Genomic DNA, 23,853 nt, shown 5'->3' with positions numbered 1-23,853 from the left:
CGCGCCACGCCGTAGGGTGGAGGCATGGCACTCAACACGGCCTTTGCGGTCCTGCCCGGTCTGACGATCGACACGCTGCCCAGCGGCATTCTCGACCCGACGACGGACTACGTCACGGGCGAGGAGGCCATCTCCAACGCGCTGCCGGCGGGGTACGTCGGCGCGTTCACGGCGCGCACGGATGACGACAAGGACGCGGTCGTCCTCGTCGGCTACGAGCTCATGCTGCAGCCCGACCTCATCCCCGACATCGCGGACGAGGCCGTCACCGCCGTTTTCGCAGGCAACTCGAAGACGTGGCTGCTCATCGTCGACGGCGACGAGCAGAGCCGCATGCTGACGCTCGACGCGTCGGGTGTCACGGCGGAGGACGGCGAGCCCGTCGAGGGCGAACCGACCGCCATCATCGACGGCGACCCCGAGAAGACCCTCAAGCAGGCCGTCGTCGACCTCACCGGCATCGACCTCGACGCCGTCGTCGCCGACAAGGGCGTCCTCGTCATCGTCGAGGACTGAGGATTCACCGATAGGTCTTGCTATCGGCTGTAGTCTGTAGCCATGGCGACGGGCTTGGAGGAGATCGCAGCCGCGAGCGACCGCATGACGCGTGACGCTCGCGCCATGTTGACCGCTGCCGTCCGCGACGCACACCGCGAGGGAATGTCCCAGCGCGAGATCGCCCGGCGTATCGGACGCAGCCAGCCTGAGGTGTCGCGCCTCATCCGCTTTCACGGGTCCGGACCTCTTGCCCGCAGGTTGCGCGCCCACCGCCAAGCGGTGATCCACCTCATCGAGGTTGCCGGGGGACGCAATGTGCGTGTCTTCGGCTCCGTCGCCACGGGCCGCGAGCACGCCGGCTCGGACATCGATCTCCTGGCGGACCTCAGCCTCGCTTACCTCAGCCTGCTCGACCTCGAGCGCCTCCAGTCACGACTCACCGAAGAAGTGGGCGCGACAGTGGAACTCACGCCCGACTCGGGGCTGAGGCCCTACCTACGCGAACGCGTCCTGAAGGAAGCCGTTCCGCTGTGAGCCCCCACCGGACGCACACCCGCCGAGAACGTTGAAGAAGCCCGCTACCACTTGCAGTTCGTCGTGACCTACCTCGACGAACCCGCTACGCAAGTTGCGACGGACGCCTCCTGCGAACCACCGCAGAACGGGATGTCCCAACCCTTCTGACTCGCCTCGCAGCCGAGCTCACCTGACGATCGGACCGCGCGTCAGCGTGCGTCGGGCAGCCCTCGCCCCCCACTCGCGCGAGATGTCGCGCAATTGGGGACAGACCAGGCACAAAGATCCCCACTCGCGCGATTCGTCGCGCAAGTGGGGATCTGTGGCGGTCGGATCACTCCGCCCAGGTCACCTTCACCGGGAACTTCTTCACACCATTGACGAAGTTGGAGCGCACGCGCTTCACGTCGCCGACGAGCTCGATCTTCTCGATGCGCGGCAGCAGCTCCTCGAGCAGCAGGCGGATCTCGAGGCGGGCGAGGTTGTTGCCGAGGCACAGGTGCGGCGAGCCCTTGCCGAACGTCATGTGGTCGACGTTCTTGCGCGTCACGTCGATCTTGTTCGGGTTCTCGAAGACGTCCTCGTCACGGTTGCCCGAGCCGAACCACATGACGACCTTGTCGCCTTCCTTGATCTGCTTGCCACCGAGCTCGACGTCCTTTGTCGCCGTGCGGCGGAAGTGGTAAACCGGCGTCGCCCAGCGCAGCAACTCCTCGAGGCCAGACTCGATGAGCGACGGGTCCTCCTTGAGCAGCTTGAACTGGTCGGGCTGCGCGATGAGGCCCAGCATGATCTGGCTGATCGCGTGGCGCGTCGTCTCGTTGCCGGCGATGACGAGCAGCGAGAAGTAGTTGTTGAAGTCCTGGTCCGAGAGCGGCACGCCGTCCTCGGGCATCTTGTTGGCGAGGATCGAGACGAGGTCCTTGCCCTCGCCGCCGACGCGCTTGTCACGCAGGTCGCGCCCGTAGTCCCAGACGTCCTGCACGGTGGGCGAACGGAACGGCAGGTGGCGGTACTTCTCCGACTCGGGCGAGTCGAGCAGGTGCTGCGTGTAGTCCGGGTCGGTGTTGGCCACCATCTCATTGCCCCACGCGATGAGCTGCGGCGTGTGGTCGCGCGGCACGTCGAGCAGGCGCGCGAGCACCTGGATCGGGAAGTCGGCCGAGATCTTCTCGACGAAGTCGAACTCGCCGTCGGGCGACGTCTTCTTCGCCTCGTCGATCGTGTTCTTCGTCAGCTCGCGCAGGAACGCCTCGTAGTTCTTGAGGAGGTTGCGCGGCGAGAACTCACGCTGGATGAGCTTGCGCAGCGCCGTGTGACGCGCGCCGTCCGTCTCCAGCATGGAACGGCGGAAGTCCATGAGGTCGTCGTCGACATCCTCAAGGTTGACGAACTTCTCCGACGTGAACGTCTCGGAGTCCTTGTCGACGGCCCAGATGTCGTCGTACTTCGTGACGGCCCAGAAGCCCTTGCCGTCGGACTCCTCGTTCCAGTGCACCGGGTCACCGGCGCGCAGGGCGGCGAACTGGGCCCAACCCTCGTTGTCGCGGAACCTGTCGAGGTTCGCGAGGTCGACGTCTTCGAGCGTGTACTGGCTGCTGGGTGCGGCACCCACGTCAGTGGTCATGTCGGTCTCCTTCGATCGCTGAAGTCTGGATCACAGGTGGTAGGTGTACTCACGGAACTCCCAGTCCGTGATGAAGGCGTTGAAACGCTCGATCTCGTTGCGCTTGTACGCGAGGAAGGTCGTGACGAAGCCCTCGCCGAGCACCTCGCGCATCTCCGAGTCGGCCTCGAGGGCGTCGAGCGCCTCGCACAGGGACGAGGGCAGCTTGGGCGAACGCTCCGGGTCGTAGCCGTAGCCCTCGAGCGCGGGACCCGGGTCGATCTCGTTCTTGATGCCGAGGTAGGCCGCGGCCAGCGTCGCCGCCGTGAGCAGGTAGGGGTTGGCCGACGCGTCGCCGAGGCGCAGCTCCAGGCGCGACGCCGAGCCACGCTCCGGGGGGATGCGCACCATCGCGCTGCGGTTGTCGAGACCCCAGTCGATGAGCCACGGGGCGAGCGTGTCCGGCCCGAAGCGCTTGTAGGAGTTGATCGTCGGGTTCGCGAGCGCCGCGAGCGCCGGGGCGTGCTTGAGGATGCCGCCGATCGCGTGGTGAGCGACGGCGGAGAGGCCGTTGTGGCTGTTCGGGTCGTCGAAGAGGTGGTTGCCTGCGGCGTCCTGCGTCGAGAAGTGCAGGTGGAAGCCCGAGCCGCCCTCGTCGTTGAACGGCTTGGCCATGAACGTCGCGAGCTTGCCACCGGCGCGCGCCATCTCCTTGACGGCGGCCTTGAAGCGGAACGCGCGGTCGGAGGCGTCGAGTGCGTCGGAGTGCCAGAGGTTGATCTCGAACTGGCCGGAGCTGAACTCGTGGTTCGCGGCGATGACGTCGAGGTCGTAGGCGCCGAGCTGACGCAGCGAGGCGAGCAGAACGTTCTCGGGGTCGCCGCGCAGGCCGGAGACATAGACGTTGCCGGGGCTCTCGCCGTAGCGCGCCCAGCCGGAGTCGTTCGTGTCCGACTCCTCGAGGAGGTAGAACTCGAGCTCCGGGCCGCAGATCGGGGTGCCCGCGATGGAGCTGAACTTCTCGATGACCTGCTTGAGGACGTAGCGCGGGCTCTCGGCGGACGGCGAACCGTCCGGGTTGAACACGTCGGCGATGACGTGGGCGACGCCCGGCTCCCACGGCACGGTCTTGATCGTCTCGATGTCGGGGTAGGCCACGATGTCGGGCAGACCCGCGGCGAGGCCGCCCTCGATGTCGACGACGTCACCCATGGGCGTCGTGCCGTAGACGCTGCGGCAGAACGCGACGCCGTGGCCGGTGGTGCGCTCGAAGCGGTTGACGAGCAGATCCTTGCTGCGGTCGGTGCCGATGATGTCGGAGTAGCCGAGGCGGACGACGTCGATGCCCTCCGCCGCACACTTCTCCATGGCTTCGGCCATGAGCCTCGAGTCGATCTTCGTCATGCCATCGCCTTTCACGCCTTTGTGAGCGAACGCCTCCCCCGACGGTTGCCGTGCCGGGAGTGAGTCAAAAGGTCGTTCGGATCCGAACAGTAGCCGTGTGACTCAGGCCACACAACCCCTCTTGATCGGGTAGCCTAGCCGGTGTCGTACGGACACGAACGATTTCTCGGCAACAAACTTGCGGCACGGGCCGCAGACGGTGAAAGGGTGCAGGCACATGAGCGACCAGAAGGGCTTCTTCTACCCCCGCACCGCCGGCGGAACCTCGGGCATCATCCCGAGCCCGCCGTGGTACTACTCGGGCGACCTGCTGACGGTCGAGTACCGCACCAACCCGGAGCGTGTGCGCGAACTCCTGCCCGCCCCACTGGAACTCGCCGACGAGGACCCGGGCGCCGTCGCGCTCATCTGGGCCGACTGGCAGAGCTGCTCCAGCTCCCGCGAGGAGCTGCTCGACCCGGTGCGCGCCCAGTACAAGGAGGCGTTCGCCGTCGTCCGCTGCTCGTACAAGGGCAAGACGTTCAGCCGCTGCGTCTACATCTGGGTCGACAAGGACTTCGCGATCGGCCGCGGCCTGCACCAGGGCTACCCGAAGAAGCTCGGCTCGATGTGGCAGACGCGCCCCCACCCCTTCGCGCAGGGTGCGCCGCAGATCGCCGAGGGCGGCATGTTCGGTGCGACGCTCGCCGCCGGCGACCGTCGTCTCGCCGAGGCCGTGCTGACGCTGCGCGAGCCGAGTGAGACGAACGGCTTCGTCAACGGCCACCCGATGGCCCACCACCGCATCTACCCCGACATCGCCCGCGGGGCGACGGGCGACGCCTACAGCGAGCTCATCTCGTCCGGCGCGGCCGAGTTCGAGGGCGGGCAGGCGTGGCGTGGTGACGTCGATCTGCGCCTGTTCGAATCGCCCACGGAGGAACTCGCCGCCCTGGAGGTCGACGAGATCATCGGCGGCTACTACCGGCAGATCGGCGTCATTTGGAACGGCGGCGAGACGCTCGAACGTCTCGTGTGAGCCAGGCGGCTGCGAAGGGCGGCAGCCTGCGTCGCAGATGAGTTCGTGGACACACGGCACGCAGCGTCACGCCGCCGACCCACCCCACCCCGGACGAGTGTAGTGTGAGGTGGGTCACGGCGAGAGGGGAAGGGATGCGGCACAAATCCCGTCCACAGGGTTGCGCCTGCGGGTGCGGCCCCGGCTGCGTCCACGCTCGGCTCGCCGACGCGATCCCCCTCGTCAGTTCGCTGTTGAGCTCGACGGCACGCGACGAGGGTCTCGTCATCGCCATCGCGGACCGCGAGGCACGCCTGCACTACGTCGACGGAGACTCCCGCGCCCGCAGCCGCGCCGAGAGCATCGGCTTCACCGCGGGGGCGAACTGGTCGGAGGCGCAGGTCGGCACGAACGCGCCGGGGCGAGCTGTGGCCCGCGGCGAAGCGGTCTCGATCCATCGCGAGGAGCACACGCGCCCGGACGTCCACCCGTTCAGCTGCTCCGCGGCGCCGCTCGTCGACCCCGTCACCGGCGAGGTGCTCGGCGCTCTCGACGTGACGGGAGGTGACGCTGCGGCAGACCGGCGCACCCTCGCACTCGTGCAGGCCACCGCGGCCGCGGTGGCTCGTGAACTTCGCCTCGCCGGGGTGCCGGTCGGCCCTCCACCGCACACGAGCGCGCGGCTGCGTCTCGTCCACCACGGCCGCCCCTGCATCGAAACGGGTACGGCCACCCACGCACTCACCGACCGCCACGCCGAACTCCTCGTGACACTCGCGCTCGAACCCCAAGGCCTCAGCGCCGACGAGATCGGGGCCCTCGTCTACCCGGACGGCACGCCGCCCGCCACCATCCGCGGCGAGATGCTGCGGCTTCGTCGACGGCTCGACACGATTCCCGGCGCGCCGAACCTCGAAAGCCGCCCCTACCGCCTCACGGGGCCACTGCTCATCGATGCCGTCCAGGTCACGGAGCATCTGCGTCGCGGCGAGCACGACGAAGCCCTCGAGCTGTATCGCGGAGCCTCGCTGACGCACAGCGAGGCGGAGCCCGTCGTCGACCTGCTGCGTTCGACGTCCGGGTCGCTGCGCGAAGCGATGCTCAGTGACGCCACTCCCGAGACCCTTCTGCGCTACCTCGACCTGCCCGAGGCCGCCGATGACGTCGAGTCGTGGCACATGGCACTCACCGTCCTGCCACCGCGCGCGCCACAGCGGGCCATCGTTCTCACGCATCTCGAACAGCTCGACACTCGTCTGCGCCAGGCGAACTGACGCCCGCACAGCGCGTTGCACGGGCAGTGCAACGTTGATGCAACGCAGCCCTTTGTAACGTGACGCACATCACGTAACCCCGCGTCACATCCCGCGGGCTCAGGGAAAGGAAGCTGCGATGACGGTCTACGCCAACCCGGGAACCGAGGGCTCCAAGGTCGAGTTCAAGAAGCGCTACGAGCACTTCATCGGCGGCGAATGGGTCGCGCCGAAGAAGGGGCAGTACTTCGAGAACCCCACCCCGGTCACCGGCAAGACGTTCTGCGAGGTGGGCCGCGGCACTGCCGAGGACATCGAGGCCGCCCTCGACGCGGCATGGGCGGCGGCACCGACGTGGAACAAGACCTCGCCCGCGGAGCGGGCACTCATCCTCAACCGGATCGCCGACCGGATGGAGGAGAACCTCGAGAAGATCGCCGTCGCGGAGACGTGGGACAACGGCAAGCCGGTGCGCGAGACGCTCAACGCCGACATCCCCCTCGCGATCGACCACTTCCGCTACTTCGCCGGTGCCATCCGCGCGCAGGAAGGCAGCCTCTCGCAGATCGACGAGGACACCGTCGCTTACCACTTCCACGAGCCGCTCGGCGTCGTCGGGCAGATCATCCCGTGGAACTTCCCCATCCTCATGGCCGTGTGGAAGCTCGCGCCGGCGCTGGCCGCAGGTAACTGCGTCGTCCTCAAGCCGGCGGAGCAGACGCCCGCGTCGATCCTCGTGCTCATGGAGATCATCGAAGACCTGATCCCCAAGGGCGTCGTCAACATCGTCAACGGCTTCGGCGTCGAGGCCGGCGCGCCGCTCGCGTCGAACAAGCGCATCCGCAAGATCGCCTTCACCGGCGAGACGACGACGGGGCGCCTCATCATGCAGTACGCCTCGGAGAACCTCATCCCGGTGACGCTCGAGCTCGGCGGCAAGAGCCCCAACATCTTCTTCGAGGACATCGCGCAGGCGGACGACGCGTTCTACGACAAGGCGCAGGAGGGCTTCACCCTCTTCGCCCTCAACCAGGGCGAGGTGTGCACCTGCCCGTCACGCGCGCTCGTCCAGGAGTCGATCTACGACCAGTTCATGGCCGACGTCGTCGAGCGCACGAAGAAGATCAAGGCCGGTAACCCGCTCGACGACTCGACGATGATCGGTGCGCAGGCCTCCAACGACCAGTTGCAGAAGATCCTGTCCTACCTCGACATCGGCCAGAAGGAAGGCGCGAAGGTGCTCACCGGTGGTCGGCAGGCCGAGTTGGACGGCGATCTGGGCGGCGGCTTCTACGTCGAGCCGACCATCTTCGAGGGCACGAACAACATGCGGATCTTCCAGGAGGAGATCTTCGGGCCGGTCGTGTCCGTGGCGAAGTTCGGCACGTACGACGAGGCACTGAAGATCGCGAACGACACCCTTTACGGCCTCGGCGCCGGCGTGTGGTCGCGCAACGGCAACACCGCCTACCGCGCGGGCCGCGACATCCAGGCCGGCCGCGTGTGGGTGAACAACTACCACAACTACCCGGCGCACGCGGCGTTCGGTGGCTACAAGAGCTCCGGCATCGGGCGGGAGAACCACCTCATGATGCTCGACCACTACCAGCAGACGAAGAACCTCCTCGTCTCCTACTCGGAGAACAAGCTCGGCTTCTTCTGAGCCGACCCGCATCACGGATCAGATCGCAACCACACGAAGGGAAGAGTCATGAGCACCATGCAAGCTGCAGTCGTGGACGTCTTCGGCGAAGACCTGAACGTCAAGGATGTGGAACTGCCGGAACCCGGGCCGGGTCAGGCGCTGGTCAAGCTCATCGCATCGGGGGTGTGCCACACCGACCTGCACGCCAAGGACGGTGACTGGCCGGTCAAGCCCGAACCGCCGTTCATCCCGGGCCACGAGGGAGTCGGCGTCGTCGAGAAACTCGGCGAAGGCGTCACCGAACTCGCCATCGGCGACATGGTGGGCAACGCCTGGCTCGCCTCCGCGTGCGGCACGTGCGAGCACTGCCGCAACGGCTGGGAGACGTTGTGCGAGGAGCAGACCAACGGCGGGTACAGCGTCAACGGCTCGTTCGGGCAGTACATGCTCGTCGACGCCACGTTCGCCGCCCGTATCCCCGACGGCGCGGACCCCCACGAGATCGCTCCCGTGCTGTGCGCCGGTGTCACCGTCTACAAGGGGCTGAAGGTCACGGAGGTGCGCCCCGGCCAGTGGGTCGTCATCTCCGGCATCGGCGGTCTTGGGCACATCGCCGTCCAGTACGCCAAGGCCATGGGGATGCGGATCGTCGCCGTGGACGTCGCCGACGACAAGCTGGAGCTCGCGAAGAAGCACGGCGCGGAGGTCACGGTGAACGCCGCGGTCGAGGACCCGACGCAGGCCGTCCTCGACGCCACCGGCGGCGGCGCTCACGGTGTGCTGGTCACGGCGGTGCACCCCAAGGCGTTCGGTCAGGCCATCGGAATGGCGCGCCGCGGGGGAACCATCGTGTTCAACGGCCTTCCCCCGGGTGATTTCCCGGCGCCGATCTTCGACGTCGTCCTCAAGGGCCTGACGATCCGCGGATCGATCGTCGGCACCCGGCAGGACATGGTGGAGGCCCTCGACTTCTATGCCCGAGGCCTCATCCACCCGACGTTCAGCAAGCGGAACCTCGACGACATCAACGCGGTGTTCGACGAGATGCACCACGGCAAGATCGACGGGCGCGTCGTCATCGACTACACGACGGAGCGCGAGGAGAAGTGATGAACCTCGAGTCACGAGCCGCTGTGGCCGGCGAGAGCGTCAGCCGGGTCGCCCTGACGCCGGACGCCGTCGCTCTGCTGCAGCAGCTCGTGGCCCAGCACGGTCGTCTGATGTTCCACCAGTCCGGCGGGTGTTGTGACGGGTCGACGCCGATGTGCTATCCGGCAGGGCAGTTCCGCACGGGTCAGGCCGACGTCCTGCTCGGCACGTTCACCCTTCCGGACGTGGCGGGTGACGATGCGGAACTGGAGTTCTGGATGAGCCGCGAACAGTTCGAGACGTGGAAGCACACTCACCTCACCGTTGACGTCGTCGACGGACGCGGTGGCGGCTTCTCCGTGGAGAGCCCGACCGGAAAGCGCTTCCTCATCCGTTCGGACGTGCTCGGAGGCTGACGGCTCGATCGTCGAGCGCGGGGGCCGTGGTTCGCCACGGCCTCCGCGTTCGGCGTTGTCGGTGTGAGCGTCGGGCGAGGCCGTGCCAGGAGGAGATCGCCGTGGCGTGACGGCTAATCTGTCCGCATGCCAAGCCATCACACGCTCGTCGAGACCGAGGCCGCCGTATCCGGTCGCTTGGCCACCGTCAGCATCAACGCTGACGCGATGCATGCGGTTTCGAGCATCCACCGCGCGGCGAACGCGTCGCGCAATCACATGACGAACACCGTTCTGCGTCCGCACGACCTGTCGTGGACCGGGTTCGTCGTCCTGTGGAGCGTGTGGATCTTCGACAACCCCGAGACGCGTGAGGTCGCCGACAGCGCCGGCATCTCGAAGGCGACGCTGAGCGGGGTCGTCAAGACGCTCAGTGCGCGGGGTTGGCTGACGCGCAGCCAGTCGAGCACGGACAAGCGCTTCGCCCACCTGAGCCTCACCCCGGCCGGCGTGGCCCTCATGGAGGAGCTCTTCCCGCGCTTCAACGCCCTCGAGGAAGAACTCATCTCCGGTCTCACGCCCGAGGAAGTCGACGTCCTGACGAAGGCGCTGCGCAAGGTCGTCACGACGGCCGAGTCCATGAGCGCCGACGGCCCGAGGCCCGAGTCAGGCGTGACTCATGGTTGATTCCGCGCTGGTCCGCCGCCGCCTCGTGGCCCAAGGGTTGGCGACCCGGCCCTTCAGCAGTCCCCACGACGCCGTGGCTGCGTTCGGTGCCATGCAGGGGCAGGACCTGCCGGGCGTCATGGCGTCCATTGCGCTGCGGTTGAGCGAGCCGGGTGGGCGTTTCGGGCTCGACGGCGTCGTGGCCGCCTTCGACGACGGCTCCGTCGTCCGCGGATATCCGATGCGTGGCACTGTCTTCGCCGTGGCCGCCGAGGACGTCCGATGGATGACTGAGCTCTGCGCGGGACCGGCCGTCAAAGCCCAGGTGAGGCGCCGCGCCCAGTTGGAGCTGGACGACGAGCAGATCGCGCGGGCGCAGGAGATTCTCCTGACGCAGTGCACCGCCTCGCCGCGCGGGCTGTCGCGCGGCGACCTCTTCGCCCACTGGGAGGCGGCGGGCCTCGCCCCCGCCGGCGGCCGCGGCTACCACATGCTGTCGTACCTCATCGCGACCGGCGTTGCCGTGTACGGGCCGTGGAACGGTTCGGACAACAACGTCGTGTCAGCTCAGGCTTGGCTGCCCGCCGGGTCGTCGCTCGGGGAACGCTTCAACGGTGACGAAACCGCCGCCATCGCCGAACTGCTGCGCCGATACCTCACGAGCCACGGCCCCGCCACGCTGCGCGACTTCGCCTGGTGGACCAAGCTGCCCATCACGAAGATTCGCCGCGCTTTCGCCACGATCGCAGACGAGTTCGTCGGCGACGACTCCGATGAGGGCCGTTACTGGCGTCAGACACTCGACGACGAGGTGGACGCCGCGGGGGACGCCGCCGACGGGCTGTTCCTCCTGCCCGGCTTCGACGAGATCGTGCTCGGCTACCCCGACCGGCTGGCCCTGCTCGAAGAGGCACACCATCCGCGACTCGTGCCCGGCAACAACGGCGTCTTCCAGCGCGGCATCATGCACGCGGGCACCATCGTCGGCACCTGGCGTCGCGGCGGGCGTCCCGGCCGACGAGCGCTTGACGTCGTCGGCTTCGACACCTTGCCCCCCGACGTGGCCCACGACGCTGAACGTCTGCACGCCCAGTTCCCCTACCTCGGGGCGTGACGCTGACCGGGCGGGCCGGGACAAGCGCACAGCTTGCCTCGATGCCGTCCCCAGGTACTGCGCAAACCGGGGGCAGATGGGTAACTTCAGTCGGGTGAAACCCGTTCCGGCCGACGCCATGGTCTCGCGGCGCATGCGCGGGCAGCGCCGCCGTGACACGTCACCAGAGATGAGCCTCCGCCGTGCCCTCCACGCCCGGGGACATCGGTACCGAGTCGATGCACCACTGCCAGGTATGCCGGGCCGACGAGCCGATCTACTCGCGCAAAGACCTCGCCGCCACCCTCATCGACGCGGCCGACGTCGTCGCTGAGCTGCGCTCCCAGGGACTCAGCGCGCTGCTGCACTGCGTCCACGCTCACCACCGCACGCCGTCGGTCGCTCTCGTCTACGCCGTGAAGTACCGCTGGCTGACGACGGACGCCGCGGCCGAGCAGATCCGCCGGGCGCTCGGCGTCACCTCGATCGACGGACTCCTCTGGCAGACCGCGCTGGATGTGGCCCGCGCCATCGAAACGCCCCGCGTCATGACTCCCGCGACGGCGTGACCTGCGGTGGGGACGGGAGGCGTTCCCGTCCCTATCGGCTGCGCCCCTCATGGATGGGCAGACTTCCCTGCGGTTGGGTAGCCACCGCCTCGGCCCAAGGGCAGCAAACTGTGCCCAGCGGCGTGACGTGACGATGCCGCCGTGCTCCCGGTCGGTGCCGACTCGTAGGCTGCGAGAACAACGCACGCACCGGCCGGAGGTCACCATGCCCGCACGCACCGTCACGACCTGGACGCTCGAGATGACGACGCGCCCCGAACTGGCCGCGACGCTGCCCGACGGCGTGCGCATCGACCTCGCCGAGAACATCACCCCGGAGTTTGCGCGCTACCTCTACGCCGTCGTCGGCGGACCGTGGACGTGGACCGACCGCCTCGCCTGGTCACGCGAGCAGTGGCTCGAGGATCTCGGCGTTCCCGGAACGGAGACGTGGGTGGCCTACGCCGACGGCGCCCCCGCGGGGTACGTGCAGATCCAGCCGACGAAGGACGATCAACACCCGGCATCGGTGGAGATTCGTTATTTCGGCCTCGTCGAGGAAGCGATCGGACGCGGCATCGGCCGGGCGCTGCTCGAGCACGGCATCGCCTCGGCGTGGAGCCTCGGCGAGCGCCACGACGACCTGCCTGCGACGTCGCGCGTCTGGGTTCACACGTGCGACCTCGACGGCCCCGCAGCGCTGCCCAACTACGAGAAGCGCGGGTTCACGCTCACCGACGAGAGCGTCGACGAGATGGACTACCCCGACGAGCCGCTCGGCGCGTGGCGCTCGTCGGGCGGACCGGCCTGACGACACCCCGTCGACGTCGCCGTCGCTGGGCAGAGTTTCCTGCGGCTGGGTAGAGGCACACACTGCCCAACCGCAGGGAAGTCTGCCCAAGCGCTGAGAGGGCGCCGAGCAGGAACCGCCTAAGCGCGCTGACGCGCCCGTTCGACGAGGTCGGCGAAGAGCTTCGCCTGCTGCGGGTCGGTGTCGAAGGTGTCCTCCGGGTGCCACTGCACCGCGACAACGCTCGCGCCGCCCGCAATGGTGGCCGCACCGCTCGCACCCTCACCCGCAGCGGCACCGTCCAGCTCCACCGCCTCGGTGACGCCGTCCGACGACCGCGCCACGACGCGCCATCCGGGCGCCACGTCCTTGAGGCACTGGTGGTGGTAGCAGCTGGCGCGCACCTGCGGCACGCCGAGTACTCCCGCCAGGCGCGAATCGGCGTCCACCTCGACGCCCTCGACCCGGTGACGGTGCGCCTCGACGGAGAGTTCGTCGTCCATGTCGAAGTGCAGCGTGCCGCCGAGGGCCACGTTGAGCAGCTGCATGCCGCGGCAGATCGCGAGCGCCGGCACACCGCGCTCGATGACGACGCGTGCCAGGGCGAAGTCGAACGCGTCCTGCTCAACGTCGACGTCGTAGTGCGTCTCATGCAGGGCATCGCCGGTCCAGACCGGCGACACGTCACCGCCACCGGGCAGCAGAATGCCGTCGGCAAAGGCCACACGCTCGGCGACCTCGTCGACGAAATCCTGTGTCAACGCACTGAATCCACGCGATGGGTCGATGCGCCGGTCGGCCGGTATGTCGTGGCCGACGGGCGCCACCGGGTGGATGACGACCGGCTCGCCACCCGCTGCCCACACGGCGTCGAGCAGCCTGCGCGCCGTCACGTCGGCGCCGAACCGCAGCGCCGATGCCGACGCCGAGAACCGCGCCGGGATGGCGATGATGGGCCGACCCATGGCCCCTCCTTCGTTGACGATCACATCGAGCCCCGGCTCAAGGTACCGAACCGGCTCCATGACGATTCGGCACCTCAATCAGGGCGGTTCAGGTGCGATGGCGCCACGACGCTTCGTCGCACCCTGAAGCCGAAACCTGAGCGGGCCGGGGCAAGCGCCCCGGCCCGAACGATCAGGGCTGCGGCGGCTTCGGCTTGCGGATGCCGCGGAACTCCCAGTCGCCACCCTGGGCGGTGGAGAGAACTTCCTCGGACTCGGTCACCTGAGCGCCGACGTCGGTGCGGATCGGCGTCGGGCCCGTGACGATGTGATTGCGCAGCGTGCCGAGACCCTCGACCTCGACCTCGACGACGTCACCCGGGTACACCGTGCGCGAGATCGCGGGCGTGCCCGAGAGCAGCAGGTCGCCCGGCTGCAGAGTGATGGTGCGGGCGATGTCGGCGACGAGGTAGTGCATGTCCCACTCCATCTCGTCGGTCGTGCCGTCCTGCTTCACCTCGCCGTTGACGATGGTGCGGATGCGCTTGCCGCGGAAGTCCCACCCCTCGACGATGCCCGGGCCGACCGGACAGAGCGTGTCGGCGCCCTTGACGCGCAGCATCGAACCGGAGTCGGTGTCACGGAAGTCGTGCAGGCCGTAGTCGTTGGCCACGGTGTAGCCGCGGATGTAGTCCCCGGCTTCCTCGGGCGAGATATTGCGGCACGTCTTGCCGATGACGATGGCGATCTCGCCTTCGTAGTTGAGCCACTTGCAGCCCTCGGGTCGCACGACAGCACCCTCGTGCGTGTTGAGCGCGGAGACCGGCTTGTGGAAGTAGGTGGGCGCCTTCGGCAGCGACGTCATCATTTCCTCGACGCGGCTGCGGTAGTTGAGGTGGACGCAGACGATCTTGCTCGGCGTCACCGGCGGCAGGTGCGTGGCGTCGGCGATGGCGATGCGGCGGCCGTCACCGGCAACGAGCTCGTCCCCCTCGACGACGACGTCGACGGGGTTGCCGTCGAGCAGGATGCGACGGATTTCCTTGGTGGCCATGGTGATTACTCCTCGAAGTTCTCGGGTGGTCAGCCGGCGGCGGGCAGGTCGGGGATGTGCTCGGGTCCGGCTTCCTCAGCGGCTGCGGCAGCCTTCTGACGCTTGACGTCGTCGTCGATGTCGGTGCGGCGCGGCGCCGGGAAGCCGCCGTCGGGCTGGTCGAACCACAGGTGCACCTGCCCGGTGCCCACCGAGTTCTCGTACTCGCCGTACTGGCGCGACGTGGCGGTACAGTCGCCCTCGCCGAGGGCGCCGATCATCATGAGGTAGTGCCCGAAGCGGGCCTCGGGCTTGTAGCGGTAGAACTCGTCCATCGTGTCGAGCACGCGGGCGTGGTCGCCCTGGCCGAACCACTCCATCCGCTGCAGATCGGCCTGGTAGGCCTCCTGAGAGAAGATGTGCTTCGGGTCGGCAGCCTCGTGGTCGCGCAGCTTGCGCAGCGGGTGGAACGTGTGGCTGAGCGCGCCGCTCGCGATGAGCAGCACCTTGCGGTCGCTCTCACGAATGGCGTCGCCGAGCGCACGCCCGAGGCGCAGGTTGTCCTCCATGTCGGCCGTCTGGCACACGCCGATGGAGATCCAGCGCTTGTCGTCGAGCCCCTTGCCGAGGTACTCCCACATGTTCGTCGTCGCGTAGAAGATCGGCAGCGAGTGGTCGTCGATCGCGGTGATCCACGTGCCGTGCTCGTCGGCCTTGCTCGCGATGAGGTGCGCGAGTTCCGGGTCGCCCGGGAAGTCGTAGTGACGGCGCGTCATGCCGCGCGGCAACTCCTCCGACGTGAACAGCCCCGAGCGGCGGTCCTGCGCCGTGACGACGAACTCGACGGTGGTTGCCCAGTGGCTGTCGAGCACGACGACGGTGTCGTAGTCGAGCGTCTCGAAGACCTCCTTGCGCAACTGCTCGAGCCCGGCGACGAGCGTCGAGTCCTCACCGTGGTTCAGGCTGCGGCGGATCTCCTCCGGCAGCATGATCGTCGGAACGTGCGCGAGCAATCCCGCGCCGACTACCTCACCCATCGGCCCATTCCTCTCTGCCCCGCCGCCGGTGACGACGTCCGTCGTCAGCCGTGTGCGGGCGTTTCGTCGTGTCAGTTCGATGCGGGCGCGAAGACGGAGTTCTTCACGTCGCAGTAGAAGTCGAAGCTCCAGATGCCACCCTCGCGCCCGATGCCGGACTGGCCACTGCCGCCGAACGGCGCGCCCAGGTCACGCACGAAGAAGCAGTTGACCCAGACGGTGCCCGCGCGAAGCTGCGCGGAGACCTTCTCGGCACGCTCCGGGTCGGACGTGACGAGCGTGGCGGCGAGCCCGAAGCGTGTGTCGTTCGCCTTGGCGACGCCCTCGTCGTCACCGGAGAACGTCTCGATCGTGAGCACCGGGCCGAAGACCTCCTCGGTGAGGATCTCCGAGCCCTCCGGGCAGTCGGCGAGGATCGTCGGCTCGTAGAAGAGGCCGCCGAGTTCCGTGTTGGGGCCGCCGCCGGTGAGCACCGTGGCGCCGTCGGCCTTGGCGCGCTCGACGAAGCCGTCGATCGTCTCGAAGTGCTTGCGCGTGATGAGCGCCGAGACATCGGTCTCGAGGTCGCGCGGGTCGCCCTGCTTGAGCGTCTTCGACTTCTCGACCACGCGCTTCGTGAACTCCTCGGCGATGGCCTCGTCGACGAGGATGCGCGAGCCCTTGAGGCAGACCTGGCCGGCGTTGTCGAACTGCTCGACGGCGATGTCGACGGCCGTGTCCATGTCGGCGTCAGCGAGCACGAGCAACGGCGACTTGCCGCCGAGTTCGAAGCTGAGCGGCACGATGTTCGGCGCGGCAGCGGCGGCGATGACGCCCGCCGTCGGCACCGAGCCCGTGAAGCACAGGCGGTTGATGTCCGGGTGACGCGTCAGCGGCGCGCCGGCGTCCACACCAGTGCCCTGGACGACGTTGAACACGCCGGCCGGAAGGCCTGCTTCGTGGGCGATGTCAGCGAGCAGCGACGCCGTGAGCGGCGCCCACTCCGGCGGCTTGAGGACGACGCAGTTACCCGCGGCGAGCGCCGGGCCGATGCGCCACGTGGCCAGCATGAGGGGCGCGTTCCACGGCGTGATGATGGCGACGACACCCGCGGGGTCGTACGTGATGCGCTCGCGGTGGCCGCGCCCGGCGACCTCCATGTCGGGGTGCTCGAGATCCTTCTCGAGGTAGTCCGCGAAGAAGCGGAAGTTCATCGCCACACGCGGCATGACGCCACGCAGGTGGCTGCGAAGCAGCGCGCCGTTGTCACGCGTCTCGACCTTGCCCAGCTCCTCGACGCGGGCCTCGATGCCCTCGGCAACCTTGCGCAGGACGGCGGCGCGCTCGGCGGGGCTCGTCTTCGACCAGGCGGGGAACGCCTTGCGAGCTGCGGCGACCGCGGCGTCGACCTCGGCCTCACCGGCGGCACTGACCTCACCGATGACCGACTCGTCGATCGGCGAGACGGTGGTGAACGTGGCGCCGTCGGCGCTCGCGACGCGCTCGCCGCCGATCCAGTGCCGGGTGTCGACCTCGACACCCTCGACGGTGATCTTCTCCGGGTTCGCCATGACGCTCCTCGCCGTTCGCGTGGGTGGTGACACGAGTCACAGTAGCAATCGTTCGGGCCCAAACGTATCTGACGGCCGAGGCTTTTGGAAGCGCGTCGAGACCCCGCGGAGAGCGTCGAAAGGACGCTTCGGAAATTTTCCGACGAAATGCTGTGGCCCAGGTCACACCGTGCGCTACCGTGAGCCTCACGCAGATCGTTCGCTCCCGAACGAGTGGGGTGACTCGAAGTGAACGTGCGTAACACCCCGGCCCGCGACACGCGGCGTCACGGGCCGGGGCGCCTCCCCACGCAACCCCCTGGCGAAAGGCGATGCCATGAGCAGCGCACCACTTCACGACGACGCACGCGAGCGCGCGACGTCCGGCGACGAACACAGGCTGCGCAGCGGCCGACTCGGCTCGGTCGCCATCGCATTCATCGTCGTTTCGGCGGCGGCACCTCTGACCGCCATGGCCGGCGGAGCCCCCGTCGCGATGCTGCTCGGCAACGGCCCCGGCATACCGTTCGCCTACCTCATCGTCAGCGCCCTGCTGCTCCTCTTCGCCGTCGGGTACACGGCCATGGCACGCCACCACACGAGCACGGGCGCCTTCTACGCGTACGTCGCGCGTGGCCTCAAGCAGCCCGCCGGTGGCGCGGCCGCGTGGATCGCGCTGCTCGGCTACAACTCGATGCAGATCGGCCTCTACGGACTCTTCGGCGCCGCCGCCGCGAGCTTCTGCGCGGAGACCCTCGGGTTCAACCCGCCGTGGTGGGCGTGCTCGTTCGTCGCCTGGGCGATCATCGGCGTCCTCGGCTACCGCCAGGTCGACCTCTCGGTCAAGGTGCTCGGCATCCTCGTCGCCCTCGAGTTCCTCATCGTGCTCCTGCTCGACGTCGCGATCGTCGGCAAGGGCGGCAACGGAGGCACCGGCGGCTTCGCCTCGAACCTGTCGATGGAGCCCTTCAGCTTCGGCGCCCTGACGAGCGGTTCGCTCGCCATCGCACTGCTGTTCAACTCCGCCAGCTACATCGGCTTCGAGTCGACGACGATCTACTCCGAGGAGGCGAAGGACCCGCGCCGCACGGTGCCCCGCGCGACCTACCTCGCCGTCATCGTCATCGGCGTCTTCTACTCGATCACGACGTGGCTCATGGTGAGCGCCCAGGGCCCCTCGACGCTCGTGTCGCACCTCGGCGAACTCAAGCCCGACCCCACCGTCTTCCTCTTCGAGCTCGGCGGTACCTACCTCGGCTCAACGGCCACGCAGGTCATGTCGCTGCTGTTCGCGACGTCGGTGTTCGCGGCCCTGCTCGCCTTCCACAACGCGGTGGCCCGCTACCTCTACGCCCTCGGGCGTGAGGGGCTCGTGCCGCGCAAGCTCGGCCACACGCACGCGCTGCACCTGTCGCCCCACATGGGCTCGATGAGCCAGACGGCCCTCGCCGCCGTCGTCCTGCTGCTCTTCACGGTGACGGGTCAGGATCCGGTGCTCAACCTCTTCACCTGGCTGACGCAGCTCGGCACGCTCGCCATTCTGTTCCTCATGTCGCTCGCGTCCGTCGCCGTCGTCGCGTTCTTCGCGCGCTACCGCGGCGAGCGCCGCAAGGCCGCGGTCGACGAGGCCGTGACGGCGGACGTCGCCACCGCAGGAACCGGAGCCGGCGGAATGTGGCGGACGGCCGTGGCCCCCGCGCTCTCCGCGGTCTTCATGGGCGCGGTCGCCGTGTACGCCACCTCCCAGTTCGGCAACCTCATCGGCAACCCGGAGAGCCCTCTTCGCTGGGTGTTGCCGGGCCTCATCCTCGTGGCGGTCGTCGTCGGCATCATCTCGGCGGCGGCGCTCAAGAAGCGCGACCCCGAGCGTTGGGCCCTCATGGGCAAGGACCGGGTCGACGAGCTCGTTCCCGACCACCACTGACGTCGTTCGCACACACCCGTGCCCGGGCCGATCATCGGCCCGGGCACGGGTGTGTGCGTCAGTAGCGGTTCTTCGGCAGCGAACCGATCTTGTACTGCTCAATGTGAACGTCCTTGGCGACGGGGGCCGTGCCCGACAGGGGCGTCGGCTGGCTCCACGTGCCGTTGAGCTTGCAGTACTGCTGCGTGCCCTTGAACGTGACGGTGTTGAAGCCGTACGTCGCGCGTCCGACCATGCCGGGCTTGATGTCGTAGGGGCCGATCTCCTGACCGGTCGTCCACGACGCCTCGTAGGAGAAGCCGGGCTTGATGGCCTGGGTCCACGTCGCGGCGAGGTTGCCGCCGCCGGTAATGCCGTCCTTGCTGCCCGAGCCCGTGAGGCCCGCGGTGAAGGAGCGGCCGAAGTCGCCGTCGATCTTCATCGTCAGCGTCTGGGTGGACGACAACGTCTGCGTGAGCGGCACGCTCGAGTCCGAGTCGTTCGTCGTCTGCACGGCGCCCATCGGCGTGAACGACGTCTTCACGCTCGTGATGTGCGTGCGGTACTGCGACCAGGGGTTGCAGACCGGGTTCGGGTTGGAGGCGTTGGGCTTGATCGGGCCGGCGTTCTTGATGTGCCAGATGTCGACGTTCTCGGTCGACGCGTCAGCCTGCGCCGGGGCCGCGGCGAAGCCGGTGGCGACGGTGGCGGCCGCGGCGAACGTCGCGAGGGTGCGCTTGATGGTCGTCATGGTTCCTACCTCGTGTCGTGGGGTCGAAGTGCGGGGTGGGCGGATCAGAGGTCGGCGTCGTAGGTGAAGGTGCCGCCCTTGATCGTGACGACGTGCTCGATCTCGACGAGCTCGCCCGCCGACGTGTTGGCGCGGCTCGTGTACGTCATCGTGCGCGACGGCGCCGTGACGGAGACGCGGTAGCGCATCGTCGCGGAACGTTCGCCGTCGGCGGAGATCGGGGCGCCCGACCAGGTGCCGCAGATGCCCTGGCCCGGGGCGAGGGTCTTCGTCAGCTCGACGTTGGCGACGCCGTTCTTACCGGCCGACGCGTTCGTCGCGCCGGCGTACTCCACCGACGACGAGGCGAGCGACGGGGTGGCCGTCGTGCTCACCTACGACTGGTAGCCCTTGCGGCCACCCTCGTTGGCCGGGTTCTTCGCGACCTGCCATCCGACCTGTACCGAGTAACCCTTGGGCAGCGAGGAGGCGCTCTCATTTGCGACGGTGAACTGGCCCGCCGTGAGCGAGCCCGGAACCGGCGCGTCGGAGTAGACGCTCGAGTTCGACAGGTCGATCGTCTCGTGCTGCGTGACGTGGCGGACCTGCGGCTCGGCGGACGCCGTGGCGCCGGCGCCGATGCCTGCGAAGGCGACGGCGACGGTGGCCGCAGCGGCCGTGGTGCGGCCCGATGAACGGACGTGCATGTGCTCCTCCTCACGATGAATCCCCGACCGCGAGACGACCGAGGCGCTCGAACATGGACGACCGCACAAGAAGGGATCGGCCGAGTTTCCACGGTTTTTTCGTGAGGACTCTCACACTTGATCGGAGAGCGATGGGCTTTCATCCCGCGTCGAGGAGGGCGCCTCCGAGCAGTCACGACGCGTTCATCGCAGGTTCACCATCGAGTGACTTCCCGCGCGAACAGCCGTGGCGCTGTGAGCAGATTCACGCGCCCGGATGGCCGATCGCTCGCCGTTTCGGCAGACTGGAGCCAAGATTCGGCCCCGACGAAAGGCAACGTCATGTCGCACGAGATGGTGTGGACGAAGATCCACGACGAGCGCGAGGCTCTCCTCGCCGAGCTGGAGCAGCTCTCCGACGAGCAGTGGCGCAGCCCGTCGCTGTGCGAGGGCTGGACGATCCAGGACGTCGTCGCCCACCTCGCTTCCGGCGCCTCGACGTCGAAGGCCGACGTCGCCAAGCTCGTGCTCAAGCACAAGGGCGACTTCCAGGCCGTCACCGACGCCGGCGTGGCCGAGTACTCGAAGGGCACGCCCGCCGAGACGCTCGCCGCGTTCAAGGCCGTGCTCCACGAGCGCACCGCCCCGCTGAGCGGCGAAGCGATGCTGGGTGACACGCTCGTGCACGCCGAAGACATCCGCCGTCCGCTCGGGCTCACCCGCGAGTACCCGCTCGAGACGCTGCGTGAGCTCGGCGACTACTACAAGGATTCGAGTGGCCTCGGTGTGAAGAAGCGCATCGACGGCCTGCACCTCATGGCCACGGACCAGAAGTGGGATCACGGCAAGGGTGAGATCGTCCAGGGCCCGTTGCTCGCGCTCATCATGACGATGACGGGCCGCGCCGAGTACCTTGACGACCTCGCCGGCGACGGCCTGCCCGAGTACCGCGCCCGCCTCACGAAGTAACGCGGCGCCGCTCACGAACGCAGGGCGCTCGTCTCCGACATTCGTGTCGGCGGCGGGCGCCCTTCGTCATCCCCCTGACGAATGTCATGGGGCGTTCGTGACACCAACCCCGGGCTGCGCGACCACCACGGGGGAAGAGTGAAGACATGAAGACCAACCAGCCCATGACCACCGCGCACAAGTTGCTCGCAGTCTCCGGCACCCTGGCGCTCATCACGTTCTTCGTGCTCGGCTTCGCCTTCCACGCGTGGGAGATCGCGTGGGTGGTTTTCCTCGTGCCCGGCCTGCTGCGCCGCTGGGTGAGTTTCGACGAACCGAAGGAAAGCCCTCGCAGCGGCTACGGCATTGACGACGACGGAACGCCCAAGCCCTACCCCTACACGTGAGGCCACTCAGTAGCGCGAAAGTGGCGGGCCGCCCTGGCCGTAGGCCTGCGGCGGTGTGTACCGGGGCGGAGCGAGGGCACCCTCCGGCACGATCTCCTTGCCCAGGGGGAACAGCGCGAGCGGGATCATCTTGAGGTTCGCCCACGCCAAGGGGATACCGATGATCGTCACCGCGAGCGCGATGGCCGTGCCGATGTGCGCGAGCGCGATCCACAGGCCGGCGAACACGAACCAGATGACGTTGCCGATCATCGACGCCGCGCCGGCGGTCGGCTTGTCGATGTAGGTGCGGCCGAAGGGCCAGGCCGCGAAGTTGGCGATGCGGAACGACGCGATGCCGAACGGAATCGTCACGATGAGAATGCACATGACGAGAGCCGCGACCGCGTACGCGATCCACAGCCAGAAGCCGGCCAGCACAAACCAGATGATGTTGAGCAGCGTCTTCACGCGGCCTCCCCCAGTGGTGATCAGTAGTGCGAGAAGTCAGTTGCCCGCGAGGAACGCGGGCACGCGGTCTTTCGGGCGCCCGATGATGGCGCGGTTGCCACGCACGAGCACGGGGCGCTGCATGAGCTTCGGGTGCTCCGCGAGGAGGCCGGCCACCTGGTCGGGCGCCGCGACGTCGGCGTCGGTGAGGCCCAGCTCCTTGAACGTGGCGTCACGTCGCACGAGGTCAGTGGGTGCGTCCTCGAGCTTGCCCAGCAACTCGAGCAGGGCCTCACGGGTGAGGGGCTCCTTGAGGTACTGGAGGACCTCGACGTCGACGTTCGCCTCCTGCGCCGCGTCGAGGGCGGCGCGTGACGTCGAGCAGCGCGGGTTGTGCAGAACGGTGGTCTCAGCCATGCCCCTGACGCTACCCGTCGCCACCGACAACCCGCTGGGAACGCCGATTCCCCCGATGCCGCGCGGCGGAGGGGCCACACACCATGGGGGGAATCGGGCTACGACTAGTCGCCCTTGACGTTGACGATCTGACGCAGCGTGTGCCGGATCTCGACGAGGTCGGCGGCGTCCGCCATCACCTGGTCAATGTCCTTGTACGCGCCCGGGATCTCGTCGATGAAGGCATCGGTGTCGCGGTACTCGATGCCCTTCATCGCCTCCCGCAGCTCGTCACCAGTGAAGCGCTTGCGCGCCGCAGAACGGGAGAACGCACGACCCGCACCGTGCGGCGACGAGTTGAGCGAGAGCGCGTTGCCCTTGCCGACGACCACGTACGACGCCGTACCCATCGAGCCCGGAATGAGACCCGGACGCCCTGCCTCGGCGTTGATCGCGCCCTTCCGTGAGAGCCACACGTTCTTCCCGAAGTGCTTCTCCTGCTCCGTGTAGTTGTGGTGGCAGTTGATCCGCTCAAGCTCTGTCACCGGCTCGTCCACCCACTCGGCGTACTGGCGCACGACGCGGTCCATCATTTCCTCGCGGTTGAGGAGCGCGAAGTGCTGCGCCCAGCGCAGTTCACGGATGTAGGCGTCGAACTGCGGCGTTCCCTCGACGAGGTAGGCGAGGTCACGGTCGGGCAGCAGGATCCAGTTCGTCCGGCAGTACGCCTCGGCCGCCTTGATGTGGTGCTGGGCGATGCGGTTGCCGACACCTCGCGAACCGGAGTGCAGGAAGAGCCACACCCGGTCCTCCTCGTCGAGCGAGATCTCGATGAAGTGGTTACCGGAACCGAGCGAGCCGAGCTGGAGCTTCCACTTCTTCGCGTACGCGGCCGGGTCGAACCCGGCCTCTTCGGCCATCGTCTCGAGCTCGTCGATGCGCACCTGCGTGTGCTCTCGGCTGATCTTGCGGTTGGCCCCACCCGCCGAGAGCGGGATGGCGCGCTCGATCGCCTGACGCACGGACGCACGCTCGGTGGGCAGATCTGCCGCCGTGTGCTGCGTGCGGACGGCGATCATGCCGCAGCCGATATCGACACCGACGGCGGCCGGGATGATGGCCCCGAGCGTCGGAATGACCGAGCCGACGGTCGCGCCGCGGCCGAGGTGGGCATCCGGCATGAGGGCCAGGTGCGGGGAGACGAACGGCATCGACGCCGTGGTGACGGCCTGCTCGCGGGTCGAATCCTCGAGGATCGAGGCCCAGTTGAAGAGGGTCGGGGAAATGCGCTCCATTGTTCTTTCTCCTTGC

26 protein-coding genes are annotated in these 23,853 nt (G+C 68.1%); 14 read left to right on the top strand and 12 right to left on the bottom strand.

Translation table 11 applies throughout. The annotated features are described in order from the left end of the window. The first annotated feature begins 24 nt into the window (after positions 1–24). Both K9D12_RS10315 and K9D12_RS10310 read left to right on the top strand, forming a co-directional pair. Complete coding sequence (locus K9D12_RS10315; protein ID WP_223060154.1) at positions 25–516, top strand: hypothetical protein; 492 nt, start codon at positions 25–27, stop codon at positions 514–516. 42 nt (positions 517–558) lie between these two features. Next, complete coding sequence (locus tag K9D12_RS10310; RefSeq protein ID WP_047310738.1) at positions 559–1,032, top strand: nucleotidyltransferase domain-containing protein; 474 nt, start codon at positions 559–561, stop codon at positions 1,030–1,032. A gap of 316 nt (positions 1,033–1,348) precedes the next feature. Here the strand turns inward: K9D12_RS10310 and K9D12_RS10305 are convergent, their stop codons facing one another. Both K9D12_RS10305 and K9D12_RS10300 read right to left on the bottom strand, forming a co-directional pair. Beyond that, positions 1,349–2,641: a cytochrome P450 gene (locus K9D12_RS10305; RefSeq protein WP_047310739.1), complete on the bottom strand. Its 1,293-nt coding sequence runs from the start codon at positions 2,639–2,641 to the stop codon at positions 1,349–1,351. Positions 2,642–2,671: 30 nt separating this feature from the next. Beyond that, positions 2,672–4,024 carry a glutamine synthetase family protein gene (locus tag K9D12_RS10300; protein ID WP_047310740.1) on the bottom strand — a complete coding sequence of 451 codons (1,353 nt, stop codon included), beginning with the start codon at positions 4,022–4,024 and terminating at the stop codon, positions 2,672–2,674. Positions 4,025–4,241: 217 nt separating this feature from the next. Here K9D12_RS10300 and K9D12_RS10295 point away from each other — a divergent pair, with 217 nt between their 5' ends. The 9 genes from K9D12_RS10295 to K9D12_RS10255 all read left to right on the top strand — a co-directional run bounded on the left by K9D12_RS10295 (position 4,242) and on the right by K9D12_RS10255 (position 12,521). Next, positions 4,242–5,042: an acetoacetate decarboxylase family protein gene (locus tag K9D12_RS10295; RefSeq protein WP_223060153.1), complete on the top strand. Its 801-nt coding sequence runs from the start codon at positions 4,242–4,244 to the stop codon at positions 5,040–5,042. Between the two features lie 134 nt (positions 5,043–5,176). Continuing rightward, positions 5,177–6,295, top strand: a complete 1,119-nt coding sequence (locus tag K9D12_RS10290; RefSeq protein ID WP_223060152.1) for a GAF domain-containing protein — start codon at positions 5,177–5,179, stop codon at positions 6,293–6,295. A 118-nt stretch (positions 6,296–6,413) separates the two neighbouring features. Further along, on the top strand, positions 6,414–7,937 hold the full coding sequence (locus K9D12_RS10285) for an aldehyde dehydrogenase family protein (protein ID WP_223060151.1): 1,524 nt from the start codon (positions 6,414–6,416) through the stop codon (positions 7,935–7,937). Positions 7,938–7,985: 48 nt separating this feature from the next. Then, positions 7,986–9,029 carry an alcohol dehydrogenase AdhP gene (gene adhP / locus K9D12_RS10280; protein WP_047310743.1) on the top strand — a complete coding sequence of 348 codons (1,044 nt, stop codon included), beginning with the start codon at positions 7,986–7,988 and terminating at the stop codon, positions 9,027–9,029. Further along, positions 9,029–9,424, top strand: a complete 396-nt coding sequence (locus K9D12_RS10275; RefSeq protein WP_223060150.1) for a DUF779 domain-containing protein — start codon at positions 9,029–9,031, stop codon at positions 9,422–9,424. Before adhP ends, K9D12_RS10275 begins: the two co-directional genes overlap by 1 nt. A gap of 126 nt (positions 9,425–9,550) precedes the next feature. Next, positions 9,551–10,090 (top strand): MarR family winged helix-turn-helix transcriptional regulator, encoded by a 540-nt coding sequence (locus tag K9D12_RS10270; RefSeq protein WP_129666080.1) that lies wholly within the window; start codon positions 9,551–9,553, stop codon positions 10,088–10,090. Beyond that, a complete protein-coding gene (locus K9D12_RS10265; protein WP_223060149.1) occupies positions 10,083–11,183 on the top strand; it encodes a winged helix DNA-binding domain-containing protein in 1,101 nt (366 codons plus the stop codon). Before K9D12_RS10270 ends, K9D12_RS10265 begins: the two co-directional genes overlap by 8 nt. A 182-nt stretch (positions 11,184–11,365) precedes the next feature. Further along, positions 11,366–11,731: a hypothetical protein gene (locus K9D12_RS15305; protein ID WP_322613039.1), complete on the top strand. Its 366-nt coding sequence runs from the start codon at positions 11,366–11,368 to the stop codon at positions 11,729–11,731. A gap of 205 nt (positions 11,732–11,936) precedes the next feature. Beyond that, entirely contained in the window at positions 11,937–12,521 is a 585-nt protein-coding gene (locus K9D12_RS10255; RefSeq protein ID WP_129666076.1) for a GNAT family N-acetyltransferase, read from the top strand. Positions 12,522–12,640: 119 nt separating this feature from the next. On the opposite strand, the gene K9D12_RS10250 is transcribed toward K9D12_RS10255, so the two are convergent. From K9D12_RS10250 to K9D12_RS10235, 4 genes are all read right to left on the bottom strand, one after another. After that, positions 12,641–13,465, bottom strand: coding sequence for a gamma-glutamyl-gamma-aminobutyrate hydrolase family protein (locus K9D12_RS10250; RefSeq protein WP_129666074.1), 825 nt, complete (start codon positions 13,463–13,465; stop codon positions 12,641–12,643). 172 nt (positions 13,466–13,637) lie between these two features. Further along, on the bottom strand, positions 13,638–14,498 hold the full coding sequence (locus K9D12_RS10245; RefSeq protein WP_223060148.1) for a fumarylacetoacetate hydrolase family protein: 861 nt from the start codon (positions 14,496–14,498) through the stop codon (positions 13,638–13,640). Positions 14,499–14,527: 29 nt separating this feature from the next. Further along, positions 14,528–15,514 (bottom strand): catechol 1,2-dioxygenase, encoded by a 987-nt coding sequence (locus tag K9D12_RS10240; RefSeq protein ID WP_047310750.1) that lies wholly within the window; start codon positions 15,512–15,514, stop codon positions 14,528–14,530. 71 nt (positions 15,515–15,585) lie between these two features. Further along, complete coding sequence (locus K9D12_RS10235) at positions 15,586–17,064, bottom strand: aldehyde dehydrogenase (RefSeq protein ID WP_129666070.1); 1,479 nt, start codon at positions 17,062–17,064, stop codon at positions 15,586–15,588. Positions 17,065–17,380: 316 nt separating this feature from the next. On the opposite strand from K9D12_RS10235, the gene K9D12_RS10230 reads away from it, so the two are divergent. Further along, positions 17,381–18,967, top strand: a complete 1,587-nt coding sequence (locus tag K9D12_RS10230; protein WP_187036437.1) for an APC family permease — start codon at positions 17,381–17,383, stop codon at positions 18,965–18,967. A 58-nt stretch (positions 18,968–19,025) separates the two neighbouring features. Here K9D12_RS10230 and K9D12_RS10225 read toward each other — a convergent pair whose 3' ends face one another. Genes K9D12_RS10225 through K9D12_RS10215 form a run of 3 tightly spaced genes read right to left on the bottom strand, consistent with a single transcriptional unit; the run spans position 19,026 to position 20,383 of the window. Next, positions 19,026–19,697 (bottom strand): hypothetical protein, encoded by a 672-nt coding sequence (locus K9D12_RS10225; protein ID WP_223060147.1) that lies wholly within the window; start codon positions 19,695–19,697, stop codon positions 19,026–19,028. Positions 19,698–19,741: 44 nt separating this feature from the next. Continuing rightward, a complete protein-coding gene (locus tag K9D12_RS10220) occupies positions 19,742–20,071 on the bottom strand; it encodes a hypothetical protein (RefSeq protein ID WP_223060146.1) in 330 nt (109 codons plus the stop codon). Next, on the bottom strand, positions 20,072–20,383 hold the full coding sequence (locus K9D12_RS10215; RefSeq protein ID WP_223060145.1) for a hypothetical protein: 312 nt from the start codon (positions 20,381–20,383) through the stop codon (positions 20,072–20,074). Between the two features lie 321 nt (positions 20,384–20,704). On the opposite strand from K9D12_RS10215, the gene K9D12_RS10210 reads away from it, so the two are divergent. After that, entirely contained in the window at positions 20,705–21,331 is a 627-nt protein-coding gene (locus K9D12_RS10210; RefSeq protein WP_187036444.1) for a maleylpyruvate isomerase family mycothiol-dependent enzyme, read from the top strand. Between the two features lie 146 nt (positions 21,332–21,477). Then, positions 21,478–21,717, top strand: coding sequence for a hypothetical protein (locus K9D12_RS10205; RefSeq protein WP_223060144.1), 240 nt, complete (start codon positions 21,478–21,480; stop codon positions 21,715–21,717). A 6-nt stretch (positions 21,718–21,723) separates the two neighbouring features. Here the strand turns inward: K9D12_RS10205 and K9D12_RS10200 are convergent, their stop codons facing one another. The 3 genes from K9D12_RS10200 to K9D12_RS10190 form a co-directional block, all read right to left on the bottom strand. After that, entirely contained in the window at positions 21,724–22,167 is a 444-nt protein-coding gene (locus K9D12_RS10200) for a YccF domain-containing protein (protein ID WP_047310757.1), read from the bottom strand. A gap of 36 nt (positions 22,168–22,203) precedes the next feature. Further along, entirely contained in the window at positions 22,204–22,563 is a 360-nt protein-coding gene (locus tag K9D12_RS10195) for an ArsC/Spx/MgsR family protein (RefSeq protein WP_223060143.1), read from the bottom strand. A 104-nt stretch (positions 22,564–22,667) separates the two neighbouring features. After that, the gene (locus tag K9D12_RS10190; protein ID WP_223060142.1) at positions 22,668–23,837 is read right to left on the bottom strand and encodes an RtcB family protein; all 1,170 of its coding nucleotides are present in this window, start codon (positions 23,835–23,837) and stop codon (positions 22,668–22,670) included. Positions 23,838–23,853: the final 16 nt, after the last annotated feature.

It is taken from the genome of Dermacoccus sp. Tok2021, assembly GCF_019895135.1.
GTDB lineage: Bacteria > Actinomycetota > Actinomycetes > Actinomycetales > Dermatophilaceae > Dermacoccus > Dermacoccus abyssi.
This window is presented reverse-complemented; position numbering and strand designations above follow the sequence as displayed.